Origin of the sequence: Georgenia soli (assembly GCF_002563695.1) — a bacterium.
GTDB classification, from domain to species: domain Bacteria; phylum Actinomycetota; class Actinomycetes; order Actinomycetales; family Actinomycetaceae; genus Georgenia; species Georgenia soli.
In genome coordinates, this window is record NZ_PDJI01000004.1 from 2,886,027 (window position 1) to 2,902,999 (window position 16,973).

The 16,973-nt window shown below is 69.4% G+C and carries 13 protein-coding genes and 1 tRNA gene; 11 read left to right on the forward strand and 3 right to left on the reverse strand.

Annotated elements, in window-relative coordinates; all coding sequences use genetic code 11:
- Positions 1–45: 45 nt before the first annotated feature.
- Positions 46–1,527, reverse strand: a complete 1,482-nt coding sequence (locus tag ATJ97_RS14360; protein ID WP_098484318.1) for a sensor histidine kinase — start codon at positions 1,525–1,527, stop codon at positions 46–48.
- A 178-nt stretch (positions 1,528–1,705) separates the two neighbouring features.
- Entirely contained in the window at positions 1,706–2,926 is a 1,221-nt protein-coding gene (locus ATJ97_RS14365; protein WP_098485499.1) for a pyridoxal phosphate-dependent aminotransferase, read from the reverse strand.
- 268 nt (positions 2,927–3,194) lie between these two features.
- Between ATJ97_RS14365 and ATJ97_RS14370 the strand changes: the two genes are divergently transcribed.
- From ATJ97_RS14370 to rplA, 5 genes are all read left to right on the forward strand, one after another.
- Positions 3,195–3,270 (forward strand) — tRNA-Trp (locus ATJ97_RS14370).
- 114 nt (positions 3,271–3,384) lie between these two features.
- Positions 3,385–3,654 (forward strand): preprotein translocase subunit SecE, encoded by a 270-nt coding sequence (secE, locus tag ATJ97_RS14375; protein ID WP_098484319.1) that lies wholly within the window; start codon positions 3,385–3,387, stop codon positions 3,652–3,654.
- A 76-nt stretch (positions 3,655–3,730) separates the two neighbouring features.
- Positions 3,731–4,636: a transcription termination/antitermination protein NusG gene (nusG, locus tag ATJ97_RS14380; protein WP_170037485.1), complete on the forward strand. Its 906-nt coding sequence runs from the start codon at positions 3,731–3,733 to the stop codon at positions 4,634–4,636.
- Positions 4,637–4,706: 70 nt separating this feature from the next.
- Entirely contained in the window at positions 4,707–5,138 is a 432-nt protein-coding gene (gene rplK, locus ATJ97_RS14385; protein ID WP_098484320.1) for a 50S ribosomal protein L11, read from the forward strand.
- A gap of 89 nt (positions 5,139–5,227) precedes the next feature.
- The gene (gene rplA / locus ATJ97_RS14390; protein WP_098484321.1) at positions 5,228–5,944 is read left to right on the forward strand and encodes a 50S ribosomal protein L1; all 717 of its coding nucleotides are present in this window, start codon (positions 5,228–5,230) and stop codon (positions 5,942–5,944) included.
- Between the two features lie 82 nt (positions 5,945–6,026).
- Here the strand turns inward: rplA and ATJ97_RS14395 are convergent, their stop codons facing one another.
- The gene (locus ATJ97_RS14395; protein ID WP_098484322.1) at positions 6,027–6,278 is read right to left on the reverse strand and encodes a hypothetical protein; all 252 of its coding nucleotides are present in this window, start codon (positions 6,276–6,278) and stop codon (positions 6,027–6,029) included.
- 635 nt (positions 6,279–6,913) lie between these two features.
- Between ATJ97_RS14395 and rplJ the strand changes: the two genes are divergently transcribed.
- The 6 genes from rplJ to rpsG all read left to right on the forward strand — a co-directional run bounded on the left by rplJ (position 6,914) and on the right by rpsG (position 16,939).
- Positions 6,914–7,435: a 50S ribosomal protein L10 gene (rplJ, locus tag ATJ97_RS14400; protein WP_098484323.1), complete on the forward strand. Its 522-nt coding sequence runs from the start codon at positions 6,914–6,916 to the stop codon at positions 7,433–7,435.
- Between the two features lie 80 nt (positions 7,436–7,515).
- Positions 7,516–7,908: a 50S ribosomal protein L7/L12 gene (gene rplL, locus ATJ97_RS14405; protein WP_098484324.1), complete on the forward strand. Its 393-nt coding sequence runs from the start codon at positions 7,516–7,518 to the stop codon at positions 7,906–7,908.
- Positions 7,909–8,137: 229 nt separating this feature from the next.
- Complete coding sequence (gene rpoB, locus ATJ97_RS14410; RefSeq protein ID WP_098484325.1) at positions 8,138–11,647, forward strand: DNA-directed RNA polymerase subunit beta; 3,510 nt, start codon at positions 8,138–8,140, stop codon at positions 11,645–11,647.
- Between the two features lie 132 nt (positions 11,648–11,779).
- Positions 11,780–15,670, forward strand: coding sequence for a DNA-directed RNA polymerase subunit beta' (locus tag ATJ97_RS14415; protein WP_098484326.1), 3,891 nt, complete (start codon positions 11,780–11,782; stop codon positions 15,668–15,670).
- 424 nt (positions 15,671–16,094) lie between these two features.
- Positions 16,095–16,469, forward strand: a complete 375-nt coding sequence (gene rpsL / locus ATJ97_RS14420) for a 30S ribosomal protein S12 (protein WP_043498211.1) — start codon at positions 16,095–16,097, stop codon at positions 16,467–16,469.
- On the forward strand, positions 16,469–16,939 hold the full coding sequence (gene rpsG, locus ATJ97_RS14425) for a 30S ribosomal protein S7 (RefSeq protein ID WP_098484327.1): 471 nt from the start codon (positions 16,469–16,471) through the stop codon (positions 16,937–16,939). The genes rpsL and rpsG overlap by 1 nt, the downstream gene beginning before the upstream one ends.
- Positions 16,940–16,973: the final 34 nt, after the last annotated feature.

A 16,973-nucleotide genomic window follows, 5' to 3' on the forward strand; every position in this document is an offset into this window, starting at 1 on the left:
GGGAACCGCCGCTGCGGACTCGTCAGGTCCGAGCGGCCCCGCCTGTCACGCCCGGGCGGCCTCGTCGGTCGAGGCGACCGGCTCCTCCGACGGGCGCGGGTCGACCTCCACGTCCACGGCCGGCAGGTCCAGCAGGAAGAGCGACCCGGCGCCGGGGTGGGAGTCCACGCGCACCGTGCCCCCGTGCGCCTCGGCGATGGCCGCCACGATCGCCAGCCCCAGCCCCGCGCCCTCGCGGCGTCCCGCCTCGCCGGGTGCGCGGGCGAACCGGTCGAAGATGCGCTCGCGCTGCTCCGGTGCGATGCCGACGCCCTCGTCCCGGACCCACAGGTGCAGCCGGTCGCCGTCCAGCGCGCACCCGATCGCCACCGTCGAGCCGTCGTCGGAGAACTTCACCGCGTTCGCGACCAGCTGCAGCATCGCCTGGGTGAGCCGCTGCGCGTCCACGCTCGCCTCGGCCTCGAGGCGCTCGTCCACCCGCCACCGGCGCTCGCCGAGCGGCCGCGCCTGGTCGAGCACGTTGTCGATCAGCAGCCCCAGCGAGGCGGGGGCGGGTTGGACGAAGTCCGGCTGCTCGGACCGGGCCAGCATCACGAGGTCGTCGGCGAGGCGGTGCATCCGGTCGAGCTCGCTGAGGGCCAGCGCCTTGGTGGCGGCCGTGTCCGCGGGGTCGGCGGGATCCATGAGCTCGAGGTGACCACGGACGATGGTGATCGGCGTACGGAGCTCGTGGCCGGCGTCGTCGAGAAGCCTGCGCTGGGAGGAGAAGGCGTCCTCCAGGCGGGCCAGCATGGCGTTGAAGGTCCGGGCGAGGTCGCTGAGGTCGTCGGTGCCCGTCACGTCGATGCGGCGGGACAGGTCCGTCTCGGAGATCGTCTCCGCCGTCTCGCGGAGCTGGCGCACCGGTCGGAGGAGCCGCCCCGACAGCAGCCACCCGACGACGGCGAGCACCGCGAACGAGACGGCGCTGACGAGGGCGTAGGTGCGGAACGTGTCGGTCACCGACGCCTGCTCGGCGGCGCGGTCGAACGCGACGACGAGGGCACCGACGCCGACGTCGTCCACGGTGACCGGGATCAGCGCGTAGCGGTACTCGGCGGCCGCGGTCGTCACGGACGCGATCCGTCCCGAGCCGGAGCCGGACGCGGCCTCGAGCTGGTCGGTCAGGTGGGTGACGAGCTCGGCGTCGTCCGCCAGGGGCAGGCCCGAGGGCATGGTGTACTCCAGCCGGCCGTCGACGAAGCCCACCATCCCCTCGCCGGGGCCGGGCACCTCCCGCACCATGCCGTCGTAGATGATCTCGCGGGCGTCGGCGCCGGCCGTGCGTGCCGCGTCGTCCGCGAAGGCGGAGAACTCCTCGGCGGTGCGGTGCAGGCTCGCGTCGACGACGTCGTCGACGCGGTCACGCTGCAGCACGAAGGCGGTGCCGCCCGCCACGAGGAGCGTGAGCCCGGTCAGGGCCAGCACCAGCACGAGGATGCGGGCGCGCACGGTCGTGCCGCGAGGGTTGCCACCCGTCGTCGCCATCGTCTCCTCCTCCGCCCGCCGCGCTCTGCCGAAAACGCTCCCGGCGGGTCCTGCGGTTCCCTTCCGGCCGGTGCGCGCCGATCGTCCCACCGATGGTGACGCACGCGGATGAGACGGGGATGAGAGGAGCCCGGGACCCGTCAGGGTCCCGGGCTCCTTCCCGACGGCGCAGGGGGCCTCAGGCGAGCAGCTCCTGGATGCGGCCGACACCCTCCACGAGGTCGTCGTCGCCCAGCGCGTAGCTCAGGCGCAGGTAGCCGCTGGGGCCGAACGCCTCGCCCGGCACGACGGCGACCTCGACCTCCTCGAGGATCAGCTCGGCGAGCTCCGCCGAGGTGGTGGGCGTGCGGCCCCGGATCGTGCGGCCCAGGACGCCCTCGACGGACGGGTAGGCGTAGAACGCGCCGCGGGGCGTGGGCAGCGTGACGCCGTCGATGGCGCGGAGCATCTCCACCATGGTGCGGCGGCGGCGGTCGAACGCCGTCCGCATGTTCTCGACGGCGGAGAGGTCGCCGGTCAGGGCCGCCACGGCGGCGCGCTGGGAGACGTTGGCGACGTTGGAGGTCAGGTGCGACTGCAGGTTCGTGGCCGCCTTGATGACGTCCTGCGGGCCGATCATCCAGCCCACGCGCCAGCCCGTCATCGCGTACGTCTTGGCGACGCCGTTGAGCACGATCGAGGTGTCGACCAGCTCGGGGACGACCCGCTGGATCGGGGTGAACACCGTGTCGTCGTAGACGAGGTGCTCGTAGATCTCGTCGGTGATCACCCATACCCCGTGCTCCACCGCCCAGCGGCCGATGGCCTCTGTCTGCTCGGGGGAGTAGACGGCGCCGGTCGGGTTCGACGGTGAGCAGAACAGCAGCGCCTTGGTCCGCTCGGTGCGGGCCGCCTCGAGCTGCTCGACCGTGACGAGGTACTCCTGGTCGGCCCCGGCGAACACCTCCACCGGGGTGCCGCCCGCGAGCGTGATGGCCTCGGGGTAGGTGGTCCAGTACGGGGCGGGCAGCAGCACCTCGTCGCCCGGGTCGATGATGGCGGCGAACGCCTGGTAGACGGCCTGCTTGCCACCGTTGGTGACGAGGACGGAGTCGGGGGAGACCTCGTAGCCTGAGTCGCGCAGGGTCTTCGCGGCGATGGCCTCGCGCAGCACCGGCAGCCCCTTCGCCGGGGTGTACCGGTGGTTGACCGGGTCCTTGGCGGCGGCGATCGCGGCCTCGACGATGTAGTCGGGCGTGGGGAAGTCAGGCTCGCCGGCGCCGAAGCCGATCACCGGACGGCCCGCGGCCTTGAGGGCCTTGGCCTTGGCGTCGACGGCGAGCGTCGCCGACTCGCCGATCGCGGCGAGCCGGGCGGAGACACGGGACTTGGATGTGGTGGATGCGCTCACAAGGCCTATCGTGGCACGCGCCCATCTGGTGGTCACGGGCCGTTCGGTCACCGGGCGGGCAGCACCTTCTGGCCCCCGGGCTGACGGCAGCCTCGGGCACCGGCGGACGGCCTCCGCGGCACGGTCCGAGCGGAGGGGACCACGTGTGACGAGGCTCCCTGCGGGGCGGGTTCGACCAAAAGCCCCTCGACCACGTACACTCGACGCCGGTGGTTGACGTCCGCCATGCTGAAGCGTGCCCGTGCGGGTAGGTGAGAGCATGGGGGTAGATCACCGAAGGGCAGTGGCGCAATTGGTAGCGCACCGGTCTCCAAAACCGGCGGTTGTGGGTTCGAGTCCCTCCTGCCCTGCCAGGACTGCACCTCCAGACGGAGGATGTGGACGTCCTGATGGCTTCGCCGCACGGCGAGCCGGAGCCGTCCGACCGGGGCGGTGTCGGACCGGGCCGATACGTAAGGAAGCAACCTGTGAGCGAGTCTGCGAGCGCGACGTCGGGGCGGCCCGAGCGCGCCGCGAGCGCGGGCGGGGCGACCACGAAGAAGAAGCGTGGCCTCTTCGGCCGCATCGCGCTCTTCGTGCGTCAGGTCATCGCCGAGCTCAAGAAGGTCGTGCGCCCGACGCGCAGCGAGCTGATGACCTACTTCGTCGTCGTCCTCGTCTTCGTCGCGGCGATCATGGCCTTCGTCGGTCTGCTCGACCTGTCGTTCGGTCGGCTCGTGCTGTGGATCTTCGGCTGACTCCCATGACGCCGTCGGTCCACGCCGGCAGCCGGCCGACCCAGTAGCCACCCACCGACCAGAAAGCAGGTCCCCTGTGCCTGAGGAAACTCTCGAGCCCCAGAACGTCGAGGAGACGTCGCTCGAGCACGGGCAGCCGGACGCCCCGGCTGCCGGCGACGCCGACGTCGGTGCTGCCGTCGAGCCCGACCAGGCCGGAGCGGACCTGACGGACGCCGAGGAGTCCGACGAGGACCTCGCCGCCGACTCCGAGGAGGCCGACGAGGCGCTCGCCGCGGACACCGCGGAGTCGGACGAGGCGCTGGCCGCGGACGTCGAGGGGGCGGAGCCCGCGACCGACGAGGCCGCCGCCGAGCCGGAGGCCGAGGAGGACCCGCTGGAGGCGTTCCGCAAGGAGCTCAGCCGGCTGCCGGGCTACTGGTACGTCGTGCACACCTACGCCGGCTACGAGAAGCGCGTGAAGGCGAACCTCGAGAACCGCATCCAGAGCCTCAACATGGAGGACTACATCTACCAGGTCGAGGTGCCCATGGAGGAGGTTGTCGAGATCAAGAACGCCCAGCGCAAGCTCGTCAACCGCGTCCGTGTCCCGGGCTACACCCTCGTCCGCATGGACCTGACCGACGAGTCCTGGGGCGCCGTGCGCCACACCCCGGGCGTCACCGGCTTCGTGGGCAACACCCACCAGCCGGTCCCGCTGACCGAGGACGAGGTCTTCTCGATGCTCGCCCCCACGGTCCAGGCCGCGGCCCCGGCCACGTCCGCCAAGTCGGCCACCGCCGGCGGCGGCGCGCAGCCGACGCCCATCCAGGTGGACTTCGAGGTCGGCGAGTCGGTCACCGTCACCGACGGCCCCTTCGAGACGCTGCCGGCGACCATCTCGGAGATCAGCCCGGAGAGCCAGAAGCTCAAGGTGCTCGTCACGATCTTCGGCCGGGAGACCCCGGTCGAGCTGTCGTTCTCGCAGGTCGCCAAGATCTGAGCCGAGGCGCGACAGCGTCTGCCGGCCGACCGCCGGCGGGTATCCCAGGAAGAACCGTTAGGACCCGAACATGCCCCCCAAGAAGAAGGTTGCAGGCCTGATCAAGCTCCAGATCCAGGCCGGCGCCGCGACCCCGGCGCCGCCGATCGGCCCCGCGCTGGGTCAGCACGGCGTCAACATCATGGAGTTCTGCAAGGCGTACAACGCGGCCACGGAGGCCCAGCGCGGCAACGTGATCCCGGTGGAGATCACGGTCTACGAGGACCGTTCCTTCACCTTCGTCACCAAGACCCCGCCGGCCGCCGAGATGATCAAGAAGGCCGCCGGTGTGGCCAAGGGCTCCGGCACGCCGCACACCGCCAAGGTCGGCAAGATCACCCGTGAGCAGGTGCAGGAGATCGCCCGCACCAAGCAGGAGGATCTCAACGCCAACGACATCGACGCCGCCGAGAAGATCATCGCCGGCACCGCCCGCTCCATGGGCATAACGGTCGAGGGCTGACCGAACAACCCGTACGACGGCGCCCCGGCGCCGTGAAGTGGCAGGGTCCGCGCGGACCCGCAGACCACGACTGCAGAAGAGAGAAGCAGATGGCAACGCGCAGCAAGAACTACCGCAAGGCCGCCGAGCGCATTCACGACGGCGAGCTCTACGCGCCCCTCCAGGCCGTTCGTCTGGCCAAGGAGACCGCGACCACCAAGTTCGACTCCACCGTCGAGGTCGTCTTCCGCCTCGGCGTCGACCCCCGCAAGGCAGACCAGATGGTGCGCGGCACCGTCAACCTGCCGCACGGCACCGGCAAGACCGCTCGGGTCCTGGTCTTCGCCGTCGGTGAGCGGGCCAACCAGGCCATCGAGGCCGGGGCGGACGAGGTCGGTGGCGACGAGCTGATCGAGAAGGTCGCGGCCGGCTACACCGACTTCGACGCCGCCGTGGCGACGCCGGACCTCATGGGCAAGGTCGGCCGCCTGGGCCGCGTGCTCGGCCCCCGTGGCCTCATGCCGAACCCGAAGACCGGCACCGTGACGATGGACGTGGCCAAGGCCGTGAACGACATCAAGGGCGGCCGCATCGAGTTCCGGGTGGACAAGCACTCGAACCTGCACTTCATCATCGGCAAGGCCAGCTTCGACGAGACGAAGCTCGTGGAGAACTACGCCGCGGCGCAGGAGGAGATCCTCCGCCTCAAGCCGGCCAGCTCCAAGGGCCGCTACATCACCAAGGCGACCGTCACCACCACGATGGGCCCCGGCATCCCGCTGGACGCCACCAAGACGCGCAACCTCACCACCGAGGACGCCTCCTGACCAGGTGAGCTGAACCAGGTTCGACGACGACGGCCCGGACCTTCCGCAGGGAAGGTGCCGGGCCGTCGTCGTGCCTGAGGCCCTAGACCTGAGGTTCGGGGCCTGGGACCCCGGTCCACCCTCGGTACGCGTCCTCACCGAGGGAGGACCAGATGGCCAGAATGGTTCGCATCGAACCGTTCTGGAAGCAAATCCTGACCTCGACCTGGACGTCGACCTTGGCCTCGACGTCGACCCAGGCCTCGACGGCGACCTTGGCCTTGACGGCGACCCAGGCCTCGACGTCGACCCAGGCCTCGACGTCGTTCCTGTCCGGTCGATGGTCGCTGGGCACTCGTCAGGCGACGAGTTGGCCGAAATGGTTCGCATCGGACCGTTCCCTAACCAATTTGTCGACCTCGACCCGTCGTCGCCGGACTCCGGGCAGCGACGGGCGACGAGTTGGCCAAAGTGGTTTGCATTCGGACCGTTCGCTGACCAATTCGTCCGCCTCGTCTGGTCGCTGGCCCCTGGGTGACCGACGGGCGACGAGTTGGCCAAAGTGGTTCGCATCGGACCGTTCGCTAACCAATTCGTCCGCCTCGTCTGGCCGCTGGCCCCTGGGTGACCGACGGGCGACGAGTGCGGGGAAGTGGATCGGATCGCCGGACGCCGGTGCCGGGCGTCGTCGGCGCGGCTCCGAGGTGCGACGGCTGGCGCGGAACACACCGGGTGTGGCCAAGGACACGGCCGTCGGAGCGGCCCCGGGCCCGCCGGGCGTTGTTCGGGGCCTCAGGAAGCCTGTAGGGTGTCATCTGCCAAAGACCGCCGGTCGCCCGTCTCGCAGACGGGGCCAAGTCCGCTGACGCGGAGCCTGCGCAGGTGAGTATCGAGCTTGAGCCGTAAGGTTCCGAGCCCCGTGCCCTCCTGTGCACGGGGCTTTTCTGCGTTTACGGGTCGCCGACCGGCGTCACTACCGGAAGGAGGGCCATGGCGAGGCCTGACAAGGCGGCAGCGGTTGCCGAGATCACGGAGCAGTTCCGTGAGTCGAGCGCCGTCATGCTGACCGAGTACCGCGGACTCAGCGTCGCCCAGCTCAAGCAGCTGCGCCGCTCGCTCGCCGGTACTGCTAGCTACGCCGTGGTGAAGAACACGCTGACGGCCATCGCGGCGAAGGAGGCCGGCCTCGACAACCTCGAGGACGAGCTCTCCGGCCCCACCGCGATCGCGTTCGTGACCGGGGAGCCGGTCGACGCGGCCAAGGCCCTGCGTGACTTCGCCAAGGCGAACCCTCAGCTCGTGATCAAGGCGGGCGTCCTGGAGGGCAGCAAGCTCTCCGCCGAGGACGTCTCCAAGCTCGCCGAGCTCGAGTCCCGCGACGTGCTGCTGGGCAAGGCGGCCGGAGCGATGAAGGCTGCGCTGTTCCAGGCTGCCTACCTCTTCACCGCGCCGGCCACCCAGGCCGCGCGCACCATCGAGGCCCTGCGCGAGAAGCAGGCCGCCGAGGCCTGATCCCGACCGGGACCGGCCACGGCACGCACCACCCCCACCCTCTGCTCGCGTAGCAGGACTACCAGGAAGGAACGCCAACCATGGCGAAGCTCAGCACCGAAGAGCTCATCGAGGCTTTCAAGGAGCTCACCCTCATCGAGCTCTCCGAGTTCGTGAAGCAGTTCGAGGAGACCTTCGAGGTCACCGCCGCCGCCCCCGTCGCCGTCGCCGCTGCCGGTGCGCCGGCCGGTGGTGCGGGCGCCGAGGAGGCCGAGGAGGAGAAGTCGGAGTTCGACGTCGTCCTCGAGTCGGTCGGCGACAAGAAGATCCAGGTCATCAAGGAGGTGCGCGCCCTGACCTCCCTCGGCCTGAAGGAGGCCAAGGACCTCGTGGACAGCGCCCCTAAGGCCGTCCTCGAGGGCGTTGCGAAGGACGCGGCCGACAAGGCCAAGGAGCAGCTCGAGGGCGCCGGCGCCACCGTCACCCTCAAGTGATCTGACCGGCTCCGCCCCGGCGCGACACCGCGCTGGGCGGGGCCGGGAGCCCCGTACGGCTCGACGACGAGGCCCGCACCAGTGGTGCGGGCCTCGTTCCGTGCTCGCTGGACCTAGCACCATCCGGCGGGTATGCTGACGCTTTGCGCTGACCTCTGCCTGCCATCAGGCTCCACCCGTCCCAGGTGATCAGTGCAGTGTGCATTCCAATCGCAGGGAAGGACCCCCTTTGGCTGCCTCGCGCACCTCTTCCGCACCTACTGCTGACGCTATCGCGAACCGTACGGCATCACGCCGCGTCTCGTTCGCCAAGATCCACGAACCGCTTCAGGCGCCCGACCTCCTCGGGCTGCAGACCGAGAGCTTCGACTGGCTGCTCGGGGACGACGCCTGGCGTGCACGCGTCGAGGCCGCCGCCGCGAGCGGCGACACCAACGTGAACACCACCTCGGGTCTGGAGGAGATCTTCGCAGAGATCTCCCCGATCGAGGACTTCGGACAGTCCATGTCGCTCTCGTTCCGCGACCACCGCTTCGAGCCGCCGAAGTACACGGCCGAGGAGTGCAAGGAGAAGGACTTCACCTACGCCGCCCCGCTGTTCGTCACGGCGGAGTTCGTCAACTACACCACCGGCGAGATCAAGTCGCAGACGGTGTTCATGGGCGACTTCCCGCTGATGACCGAGCGCGGCACCTTCATCATCAACGGCACCGAGCGTGTCGTCGTGTCCCAGCTGGTCCGCTCCCCGGGGGTCTACTTCGAGCGGACCCCGGACAAGACGTCCGACAAGGACATCTTCACCACGAAGGTGATCCCGAGCCGCGGCGCCTGGCTCGAGTTCGAGATCGACAAGCGCGACGCCGTCGGCGTGCGCATCGACCGCAAGCGCAAGCAGTCCGTCACGGTCTTCCTGCGCGCGCTCGGCATGACCGAGTCGGAGATCCGCGAGGAGTTCGCCGACTACCCGGTCCTGCTCGAGACCCTCGAGAAGGACAACGTCCACACCCAGGACGAGGCCCTGCTCGACATCTACCGCAAGGTCCGCCCCGGCGAGCCGCCGACGGTCGAGGCCGGCCGCACCCTGCTCGAGAACTACTACTTCAACCCCAAGCGCTACGACCTCGCCAAGGTCGGGCGGTACAAGGTGAACAAGAAGCTCGGCCTCACCACCGAGCTCGGCGAGTCCGTCCTGCGTCTGGACGACATCACCGCCACGATCAAGTACCTCCTGGCCCTCCACAAGGGCGACGAGACGATCGCGGGCACCCGTAACGGCGAGCCGGTCGACATCCGCGTCGAGACCGACGACATCGACCACTTCGGCAACCGCCGCATCCGCGCCGTCGGCGAGCTCATCCAGAACCAGGTCCGCACCGGCCTGTCCCGGATGGAGCGCGTCGTGCGCGAGCGCATGACCACGCAGGACGTCGAGGCGATCACCCCGCAGACCCTGATCAACATCCGCCCCGTGGTGGCCTCGATCAAGGAGTTCTTCGGCACCTCCCAGCTCTCGCAGTTCATGGACCAGAACAACCCGCTCGCGGGCCTGACGCACAAGCGGCGTCTGTCGGCCCTCGGCCCGGGTGGTCTCTCCCGTGACCGCGCCGGCATGGAGGTCCGTGACGTCCACCCGTCGCACTACGGCCGCATGTGCCCGATCGAGACGCCTGAGGGCCCGAACATCGGCCTCATCGGCTCGCTCGCGACGTTCGCGCGCATCAACCCGTTCGGCTTCGTCGAGACCCCGTACCGCGTGGTCAGGGACGGCGTCGTCACGGACGAGGTCGTCTACCTCACGGCCGACGACGAGGACCGCCACGTCATCGCGCAGGCCTCGGCCCCGCTCGACGACGACGGCAAGTTCATCGAGGAGTCGGCCCTGTGCCGTCTCTCCGGCGGTGAGCCGGCCCTGGTGAACGTCGACGAGATCGACTACATGGACGTCTCCGCCCGCCAGATGGTGTCCGTGGCGACGGCCATGATCCCGTTCCTCGAGCACGACGACGCCAACCGTGCCCTCATGGGCGCGAACATGCAGCGTCAGGCCGTGCCGCTGCTGCGCAGCGAGGCCCCGCTCGTCGGGACCGGCATGGAGCGCCGTGCCGCCGTCGACGCCGGTGACGTCATCGTCGCCGCGAAGCCGGGCGTGGTCACCGAGGTCTCGGCCGACGCGATCCACGTGGCGGCCGACGACGGCACGAACCAGATCTACCGTGTCGCCAAGTTCCGCCGCTCCAACCAGGGCAACTCCTACAACCAGCGCGTGCTGGTCGACGAGGGCGCCCGCGTCGAGGTCGGCTCGGCCCTCGCCGACGGTCCCGCCACGCAGGAGGGCGAGCTCGCGCTCGGCAAGAACCTCCTCGTCGCCTTCATGTCGTGGGAGGGCTACAACTACGAGGACGCGATCATCCTGTCGCAGCGCCTCGTGGCCGACGACGTGCTCACCTCGATCCACATCGAGGAGCACGAGGTCGACGCCCGCGAGACGAAGCTGGGCGCCGAGGAGATCACCCGGGACATCCCGAACGTCTCCGAGGAGGTCCTGGCGGACCTCGACGAGCGCGGCATCGTCCGTATCGGTGCCGAGGTCAGCTCCGGCGACATCCTCGTCGGCAAGGTCACCCCGAAGGGTGAGACCGAGCTGACGTCGGAGGAGCGCCTGCTGCGCGCGATCTTCGGCGAGAAGGCGCGCGAGGTGCGCGACACCTCCCTGAAGGTGCCCCACGGCGAGTCCGGCATCGTCATCGGGGTCCGTGAGTTCAGCGAGGAGGACGGCGACGAGCTGCCCCCGGGCGTGAACCAGATGGTCCGCGTCTACATCGCCCAGCGGCGCAAGATCACCGACGGCGACAAGCTCGCCGGCCGCCACGGCAACAAGGGCGTCATCTCCAAGATCCTGCCCGTCGAGGACATGCCGTTCCTGCCGGACGGCACCCCGGTCGACGTGATCCTCAACCCGCTCGGCGTGCCCGGGCGCATGAACGTCGGTCAGGTCCTCGAGCTGCACCTCGGCTGGATCGCCGCGCAGGGCTGGGACGTGACCGAGGCCGCCAAGGCGGCCGAGGAGTGGGCCCGCACCCTGCCGGAGGAGTCCCTCCGGGGCGAGGCCGGCACGCCGGTGGCGACCCCCGTCTTCGACGGCATCCACCAGGAGGAGATCCAGGGTCTGCTCCAGCACACCACCCCGAACCGCGACGGGGACCGTCTGGTCAACGCCGACGGCAAGGCGCAGCTCTTCGACGGCCGCTCCGGCGAGCCGTTCCCGGAGCCGATCTCGGTGGGCTACATGTACATCCTCAAGCTGCACCACCTGGTGGACGACAAGATCCACGCCCGCTCCACCGGTCCGTACTCGATGATCACCCAGCAGCCGCTGGGCGGTAAGGCGCAGTTCGGTGGCCAGCGCTTCGGCGAGATGGAGGTGTGGGCCCTGGAGGCCTACGGCGCCGCCTACGCCCTCCAGGAGCTGCTCACCATCAAGTCCGACGACGTCACCGGCCGCGTGAAGGTCTACGAGGCCATCGTCAAGGGGGAGAACATCCCCGAGCCGGGCATCCCCGAGTCTTTCAAGGTGCTCATCCAGGAGATGCGTTCGCTCTGCCTGAACGTCGAGGCGCTCGACGCCGAGGGCAACGCGATCGAGCTGCGGGACGCCGACGACGAGGTGTACCGGGCCGCTGAGGAGCTCGGCATCGACCTCTCGCGCCGTCCCGACGCCAGCAGCGTCGACGAACTGTAGGACCCGAGGGGGCGTGCCGTGGTGGCGTGGCCGACCGAGAGAACACGGTCGGCCGCGCCCCGGCACCGCCAGCCCCACCGGCGCCCAACCTCAAAGCTGTAAACGGTGTTCTACCGGAGGAAGTAGGAACCCTTGCTCGACGTCAATGTCTTCGACCAGCTGCACATCTCGCTCGCCACAGCGAGCGACGTGCGCGAGTGGTCGCACGGTGAGGTCAAGAAGCCCGAGACCATCAACTACCGCACCCTGAAGCCGGAGAAGGACGGTCTGTTCGGCGAGCAGATCTTCGGACCCACCCGGGACTGGGAGTGCGCGTGCGGCAAGTACAAGCGCGTGCGCTACAAGGGCATCATCTGCGAGCGGTGCGGCGTGGAGGTCACCCGCTCCAAGGTGCGCCGCGAGCGCATGGGCCACATCGAGCTCGCCGCTCCCGTTACCCACATCTGGTACTTCAAGGGCGTGCCCTCGCGCCTGGGGTACCTGCTCAACCTCGCGCCGAAGGACCTCGAGAAGGTCATCTACTTCGCCGCGTACATGATCACCGAGGTCGACGAGGACGGCCGGCACGAGGACCTGCCCTCGCTCCAGAACGAGATGGACCTGGAGAAGAAGCAGGTCGAGACGCGCCGCGACACCGACATCGAGGCGCGCGCGCAGCGGCTCGAGGCCGACCTGGCCGAGCTCGAGGCGTCCGGCGCCAAGGCGGACGCGCGGGACAAGGTCCGCAAGTCGGCCGAGCGCGAGATGGCGCAGATCCGCAAGCGCGCCGACCAGGACCTCGACCGCCTCGAGCGCGTCTGGGACCGTTTCAAGAACCTCAAGGTCGGTGACCTCGAGGGCGACGAGATGCTCTACCGCGAGCTGAACGCCCGCTACGGCATCTACTTCAAGGGCGCCATGGGCGCCGAGGCGATCCAGAAGCGCCTGGAGACGTTCGACCTGCAGGCCGAGGCGGACTCCCTGCGCGAGACCATCGCCACCGGCACCGGTCAGCGCAAGACCCGCGCCCTCAAGCGCCTCAAGGTCGTCAACGCCTTCCTGACCACGGGCAACTCCCCGCTGGGCATGGTCCTGGACTGCGTCCCGGTCATCCCGCCGGACCTGCGCCCGATGGTTCAGCTCGACGGTGGCCGCTTCGCCACCTCCGACCTGAACGACCTCTACCGCCGGGTCATCAACCGCAACAACCGCCTCAAGCGGCTGCTCGACCTCGGCGCGCCCGAGATCATCGTCAACAACGAGAAGCGCATGCTCCAGGAGTCCGTGGACGCGCTCTTCGACAACGGCCGCCGCGGGCGTCCGGTGACGGGCCCGGGCAACCGCGCCCTGAAGTCGATCTCGGACATGCTCAAGGGCAAGCAGGGCCGGTTCCGCCAGAACCTGCTCGGCAAGCGCGTCGACTACTCCGGCCGTTCGGTCATCGTGGTCGGCCCGACCCTGAAGCTGCACCAGTGCGGTCTGCCCAAGCAGATGGCGCTGGAGCTGTTCAAGCCGTTCGTGATGAAGCGCCTCGTGGACCTCAACCACGCGCAGAACATCAAGGCGGCCAAGCGCATGGTCGAGCGCTCGCGCCCGCAGGTGTGGGACGTCCTCTCCGAGGTCATCCGCGAGCACCCGGTACTGCTCAACCGTGCGCCGACCCTGCACCGCCTGGGCATCCAGGCGTTCGAGCCGCAGCTGGTCGAGGGCAAGGCCATCCAGCTCCACCCGCTCGTCTGCGGCGCGTTCAACGCCGACTTCGACGGCGACCAGATGGCCGTGCACCTGCCGCTGAGCGCGGAGGCGCAGGCCGAGGCCCGCATCCTCATGCTGTCCTCGAACAACATCCTCAAGCCGTCGGACGGCCGTCCGGTGACCATGCCCACCCAGGACATGATCATCGGCCTGTTCCACCTGACGTCGGACCGCACCGACGCCAAGGGGGAGGGCCGCTCGTTCTCCTCCATGGCCGAGGCGATCATGGCCTTCGACGCCGGCGACCTCGACCTGAACGCCGTCGTCAAGATCCGGTTCCCCGAGCTCGTCCCGCCGCAGGGCTGGACCGCGCCCGAGGGCTGGGAGGAGGGCGACGCCTACGTCTTCGAGACCACGCTGGGCCGGGCCCTGTTCAACGAGCTGCTGCCCGTCGACTACCCGTACATCAACCGGGTCGTGGACAAGAAGATCCTGGGCGCCATCGTCAACGACCTGGCGGAGCGCTACCCCAAGGTCGACGTCGGGGCGAGCCTCGACGCGCTCAAGGAGGCGGGTTTCCGCTGGGCCTCCCGGTCCGGCGTGACCATCGCGATCTCCGACGTCGTCGCTCCCGAGGCGAAGGCCGGCATCCTCGAGAAGTACGAGGGGGAGGCCGCCAAGATCCAGGAGCAGTACGACATGGGTCTGATCACGGACGACGAGCGCCGTCAGGAGCTCATCGACATCTGGACCCAGGCCACCAACGACGTCGACAACGCGATGCGGGAGAACTTCCCGGAGCGCAACACCGTGTTCCGGATGGTCACCTCCGGTGCGCGCGGTAACTGGATGCAGGTCCGTCAGATCGCCGGTATGCGCGGTCTCGTGGCGGACCCGAAGGGTGAGATCATCCCTCGCCCGATCAAGTCCAACTACCGCGAGGGCCTCTCCGTCCTCGAGTACTTCATCGCCACGCACGGCGCCCGTAAGGGTCTGGCCGACACCGCCCTGCGTACCGCGGACTCCGGGTACCTCACCCGTCGTCTCGTGGACGTCTCCCAGGACGTCATCGTGCGTGAGGACGACTGCGGCACCCGCATGGGCCTGACGATGACGATCGCCGAGCCGGACTCCCTGGGGAACCTCGTGCGCGCGGAGACGGTGGAGACCAGCGTCTACGCCCGCACGCTCGCCCAGGACGTCAAGGACGCGGACGGCAACGTCCTCGCCCAGGCCGGGGACGACGCCGGCGACGTGCTCATCGAGCGCCTCGTCGAGGCCGGCGTCACCGAGGTCAAGATCCGTTCGGTCCTGACCTGCGAGTCGCACGTGGGCACCTGCGCCAAGTGCTACGGCCGCTCCCTGGCCACCGGCAAGCTGGTGGACATCGGCGAGGCCGTCGGCATCATCGCCGCCCAGTCCATCGGCGAGCCCGGCACCCAGCTGACCATGCGTACCTTCCACACAGGTGGCGCCGCCTCCGCGGAGGACATCACGCAGGGTCTGCCCCGTGTGCAGGAGCTCTTCGAGGCCCGTACCCCGAAGGGTGAGGCCCCGATCGCCGAGGCCGCCGGCCGTGTGAAGATCGACGACTCCGAGCGCACGCGCAAGATCGTCATCGTCCGCGACGACGGTCAGGAGGACGCGGTCTACCCGGTGACCAAGCGCGCCCGCCTGCTGGTGGAGGACGGCGAGCACGTGGCCGTCGGACGCCAGCTCATCGCCGGTGCGGTGGACCCGAAGAAGGTCCTGCGCATCCTCGGCCCGCGCGCCACGCAGAAGCACCTCGTCGAGCAGGTCCAGGAGGTCTACCGCTCCCAGGGCGTGGACATCCACGACAAGCACATCGAGGTCATCGTCCGCCAGATGCTGCGCCGCGTGACGGTGCTGGACTCCGGCGACTCGCGTCTGCTGCCGGGTGAGCTCATGGAGCGCAGCCGGTTCGAGACCGAGAACCGTCGCGTGGTCTCCGAGGGCGGCACCCCCGCCTCGGGGCGTCCCGAGCTGATGGGTATCACCAAGGCCTCGCTCGCCACCGACTCGTGGCTCTCCGCCGCCTCCTTCCAGGAGACGACGAAGGTGCTGACCGAGGCGGCCATGAGCAGCCGGCGTGACCCGCTGCTCGGCCTCAAGGAGAACGTCATCCTCGGTAAGCTCATCCCCGCCGGGACGGGCCTGCCCCGCTACCACGAGGTGGTCGTGGAGCCGACGGAGGAGGCCAAGGCCCAGGCGTTCAGCCGGCTGGGCTACAGCGACATCGACTTCGCCCCCACGGGCGGCACCAACGAGTCGATCCTGCTCGACGACCTGGACTTCGGTCCGGACACGTACGGGCTCGAGTTCCGCTGATCCACGCAGGACGCGACGGGGCCGAGAGGTTCAGCACCTCCCGGCCCCGCCGCGTGCCGGGACGTGGCGATGGTGTTGCACGCCACGCCCCGGGCTCGTCCCCAAGCTTTGACGCACGAATCCGCCGCGGAGTACGCTATTCGGCGGTGCCCGTGACATCGGGCTCTCGTGCGTGCGCCTCTCACGCCGCTGGGTCTCGACCCCGGCAGGAGCGGGGTCCGCAGGCGTCACCGCCCAGTAGCAGCACGTCGATCCACCTCTTACGGTGGCAGACGTGGCAACGCCACAGCTGGTCGACACGCCCGACAGCGGGGGCAAGGGGAAGCGAGCGAGGACGGGTCCAGTTGATCCGTGCCGGTCGACCCCAATGGTCGGGCGAGCAGAGCAAATATCGACACAGCAAGTACTTCGAGACGGAGATGTAGTGCCCACGATTCAGCAGCTGGTCCGCAAGGGCCGGAGCGTCAAGGTCGGAACCTCCAAGACGCCGGCCCTCAAGGGCAGCCCGCAGCGTCGCGGTGTGTGCACCCGCGTGTACACCACGACCCCGAAGAAGCCGAACTCGGCGCTTCGTAAGGTCGCCCGCGTCCGCCTGTCCTCCGGCATCGAGGTCACCGCGTACATCCCCGGCGTCGGTCACAACCTCCAGGAGCACTCCATCGTGCTGGTGCGCGGCGGTCGTGTGAAGGACCTGCCCGGTGTCCGTTACAAGATCGTCCGCGGCGCGCTCGACACCCAGGGTGTTCGTGGCCGCCAGCAGGCTCGCAGCCGCTACGGCGCGAAGAAGGAGAAGAAGTAATGCCTCGTAAAGGCCCCGCCCCGAAGCGGCCGCTCGCGGTCGACCCCGTCTACGGCTCGCCGGTGGTGACCCAGCTGGTCAACCGCGTGCTGCAGGACGGCAAGAAGTCCACGGCAGAGCGCATCGTCTACGGCGCTCTCGAGGGCGTCCGCTCGAAGACCGACACCGACCCGGCCGTCGTCCTCAAGCGTGCGCTCGAGAACGTCCGCCCCTCCCTCGAGGTGCGCTCGCGCCGCGTCGGTGGTGCGACCTACCAGGTGCCGGTGGAGGTCCGTCCGGTCCGTCAGACCACGCTCGCGCTGCGCTGGCTGGTCGACTACGCGCGCTCCCGCCGCGAGAAGACGATGACCGAGCGCCTCATGAACGAGATCCTCGACGCCTCGAACGGCCTCGGCGCCGCCGTGAAGCGTCGCGAGGACACGCACCGCATGGCCGAGTCCAACAAGGCCTTCGCGCACTACCGCTGGTAGTCACGGCTCCGCCGTCGGCAATCCCGGCGGCAGC

Excerpts from the sequence above, each read along its gene's own strand:
- ATJ97_RS14360 (WP_098484318.1), bottom strand. The coding sequence starts at position 1,527 with ATGGCGACGACGGGTGGCAACCCTCGCGGCACGACCGTGCGCGCCCGC.
- rplL (WP_098484324.1), top strand. The coding sequence starts at position 7,516 with ATGGCGAAGCTCAGCACCGAAGAGCTCATCGAGGCTTTCAAGGAGCTC.
- rpsG (WP_098484327.1), top strand. The coding sequence starts at position 16,469 with ATGCCTCGTAAAGGCCCCGCCCCGAAGCGGCCGCTCGCGGTCGACCCC.
- rplA (WP_098484321.1), top strand. The coding sequence starts at position 5,228 with ATGGCAACGCGCAGCAAGAACTACCGCAAGGCCGCCGAGCGCATTCAC.
- rplK (WP_098484320.1), top strand. The coding sequence starts at position 4,707 with ATGCCCCCCAAGAAGAAGGTTGCAGGCCTGATCAAGCTCCAGATCCAG.
- rplJ (WP_098484323.1), top strand. The coding sequence starts at position 6,914 with ATGGCGAGGCCTGACAAGGCGGCAGCGGTTGCCGAGATCACGGAGCAG.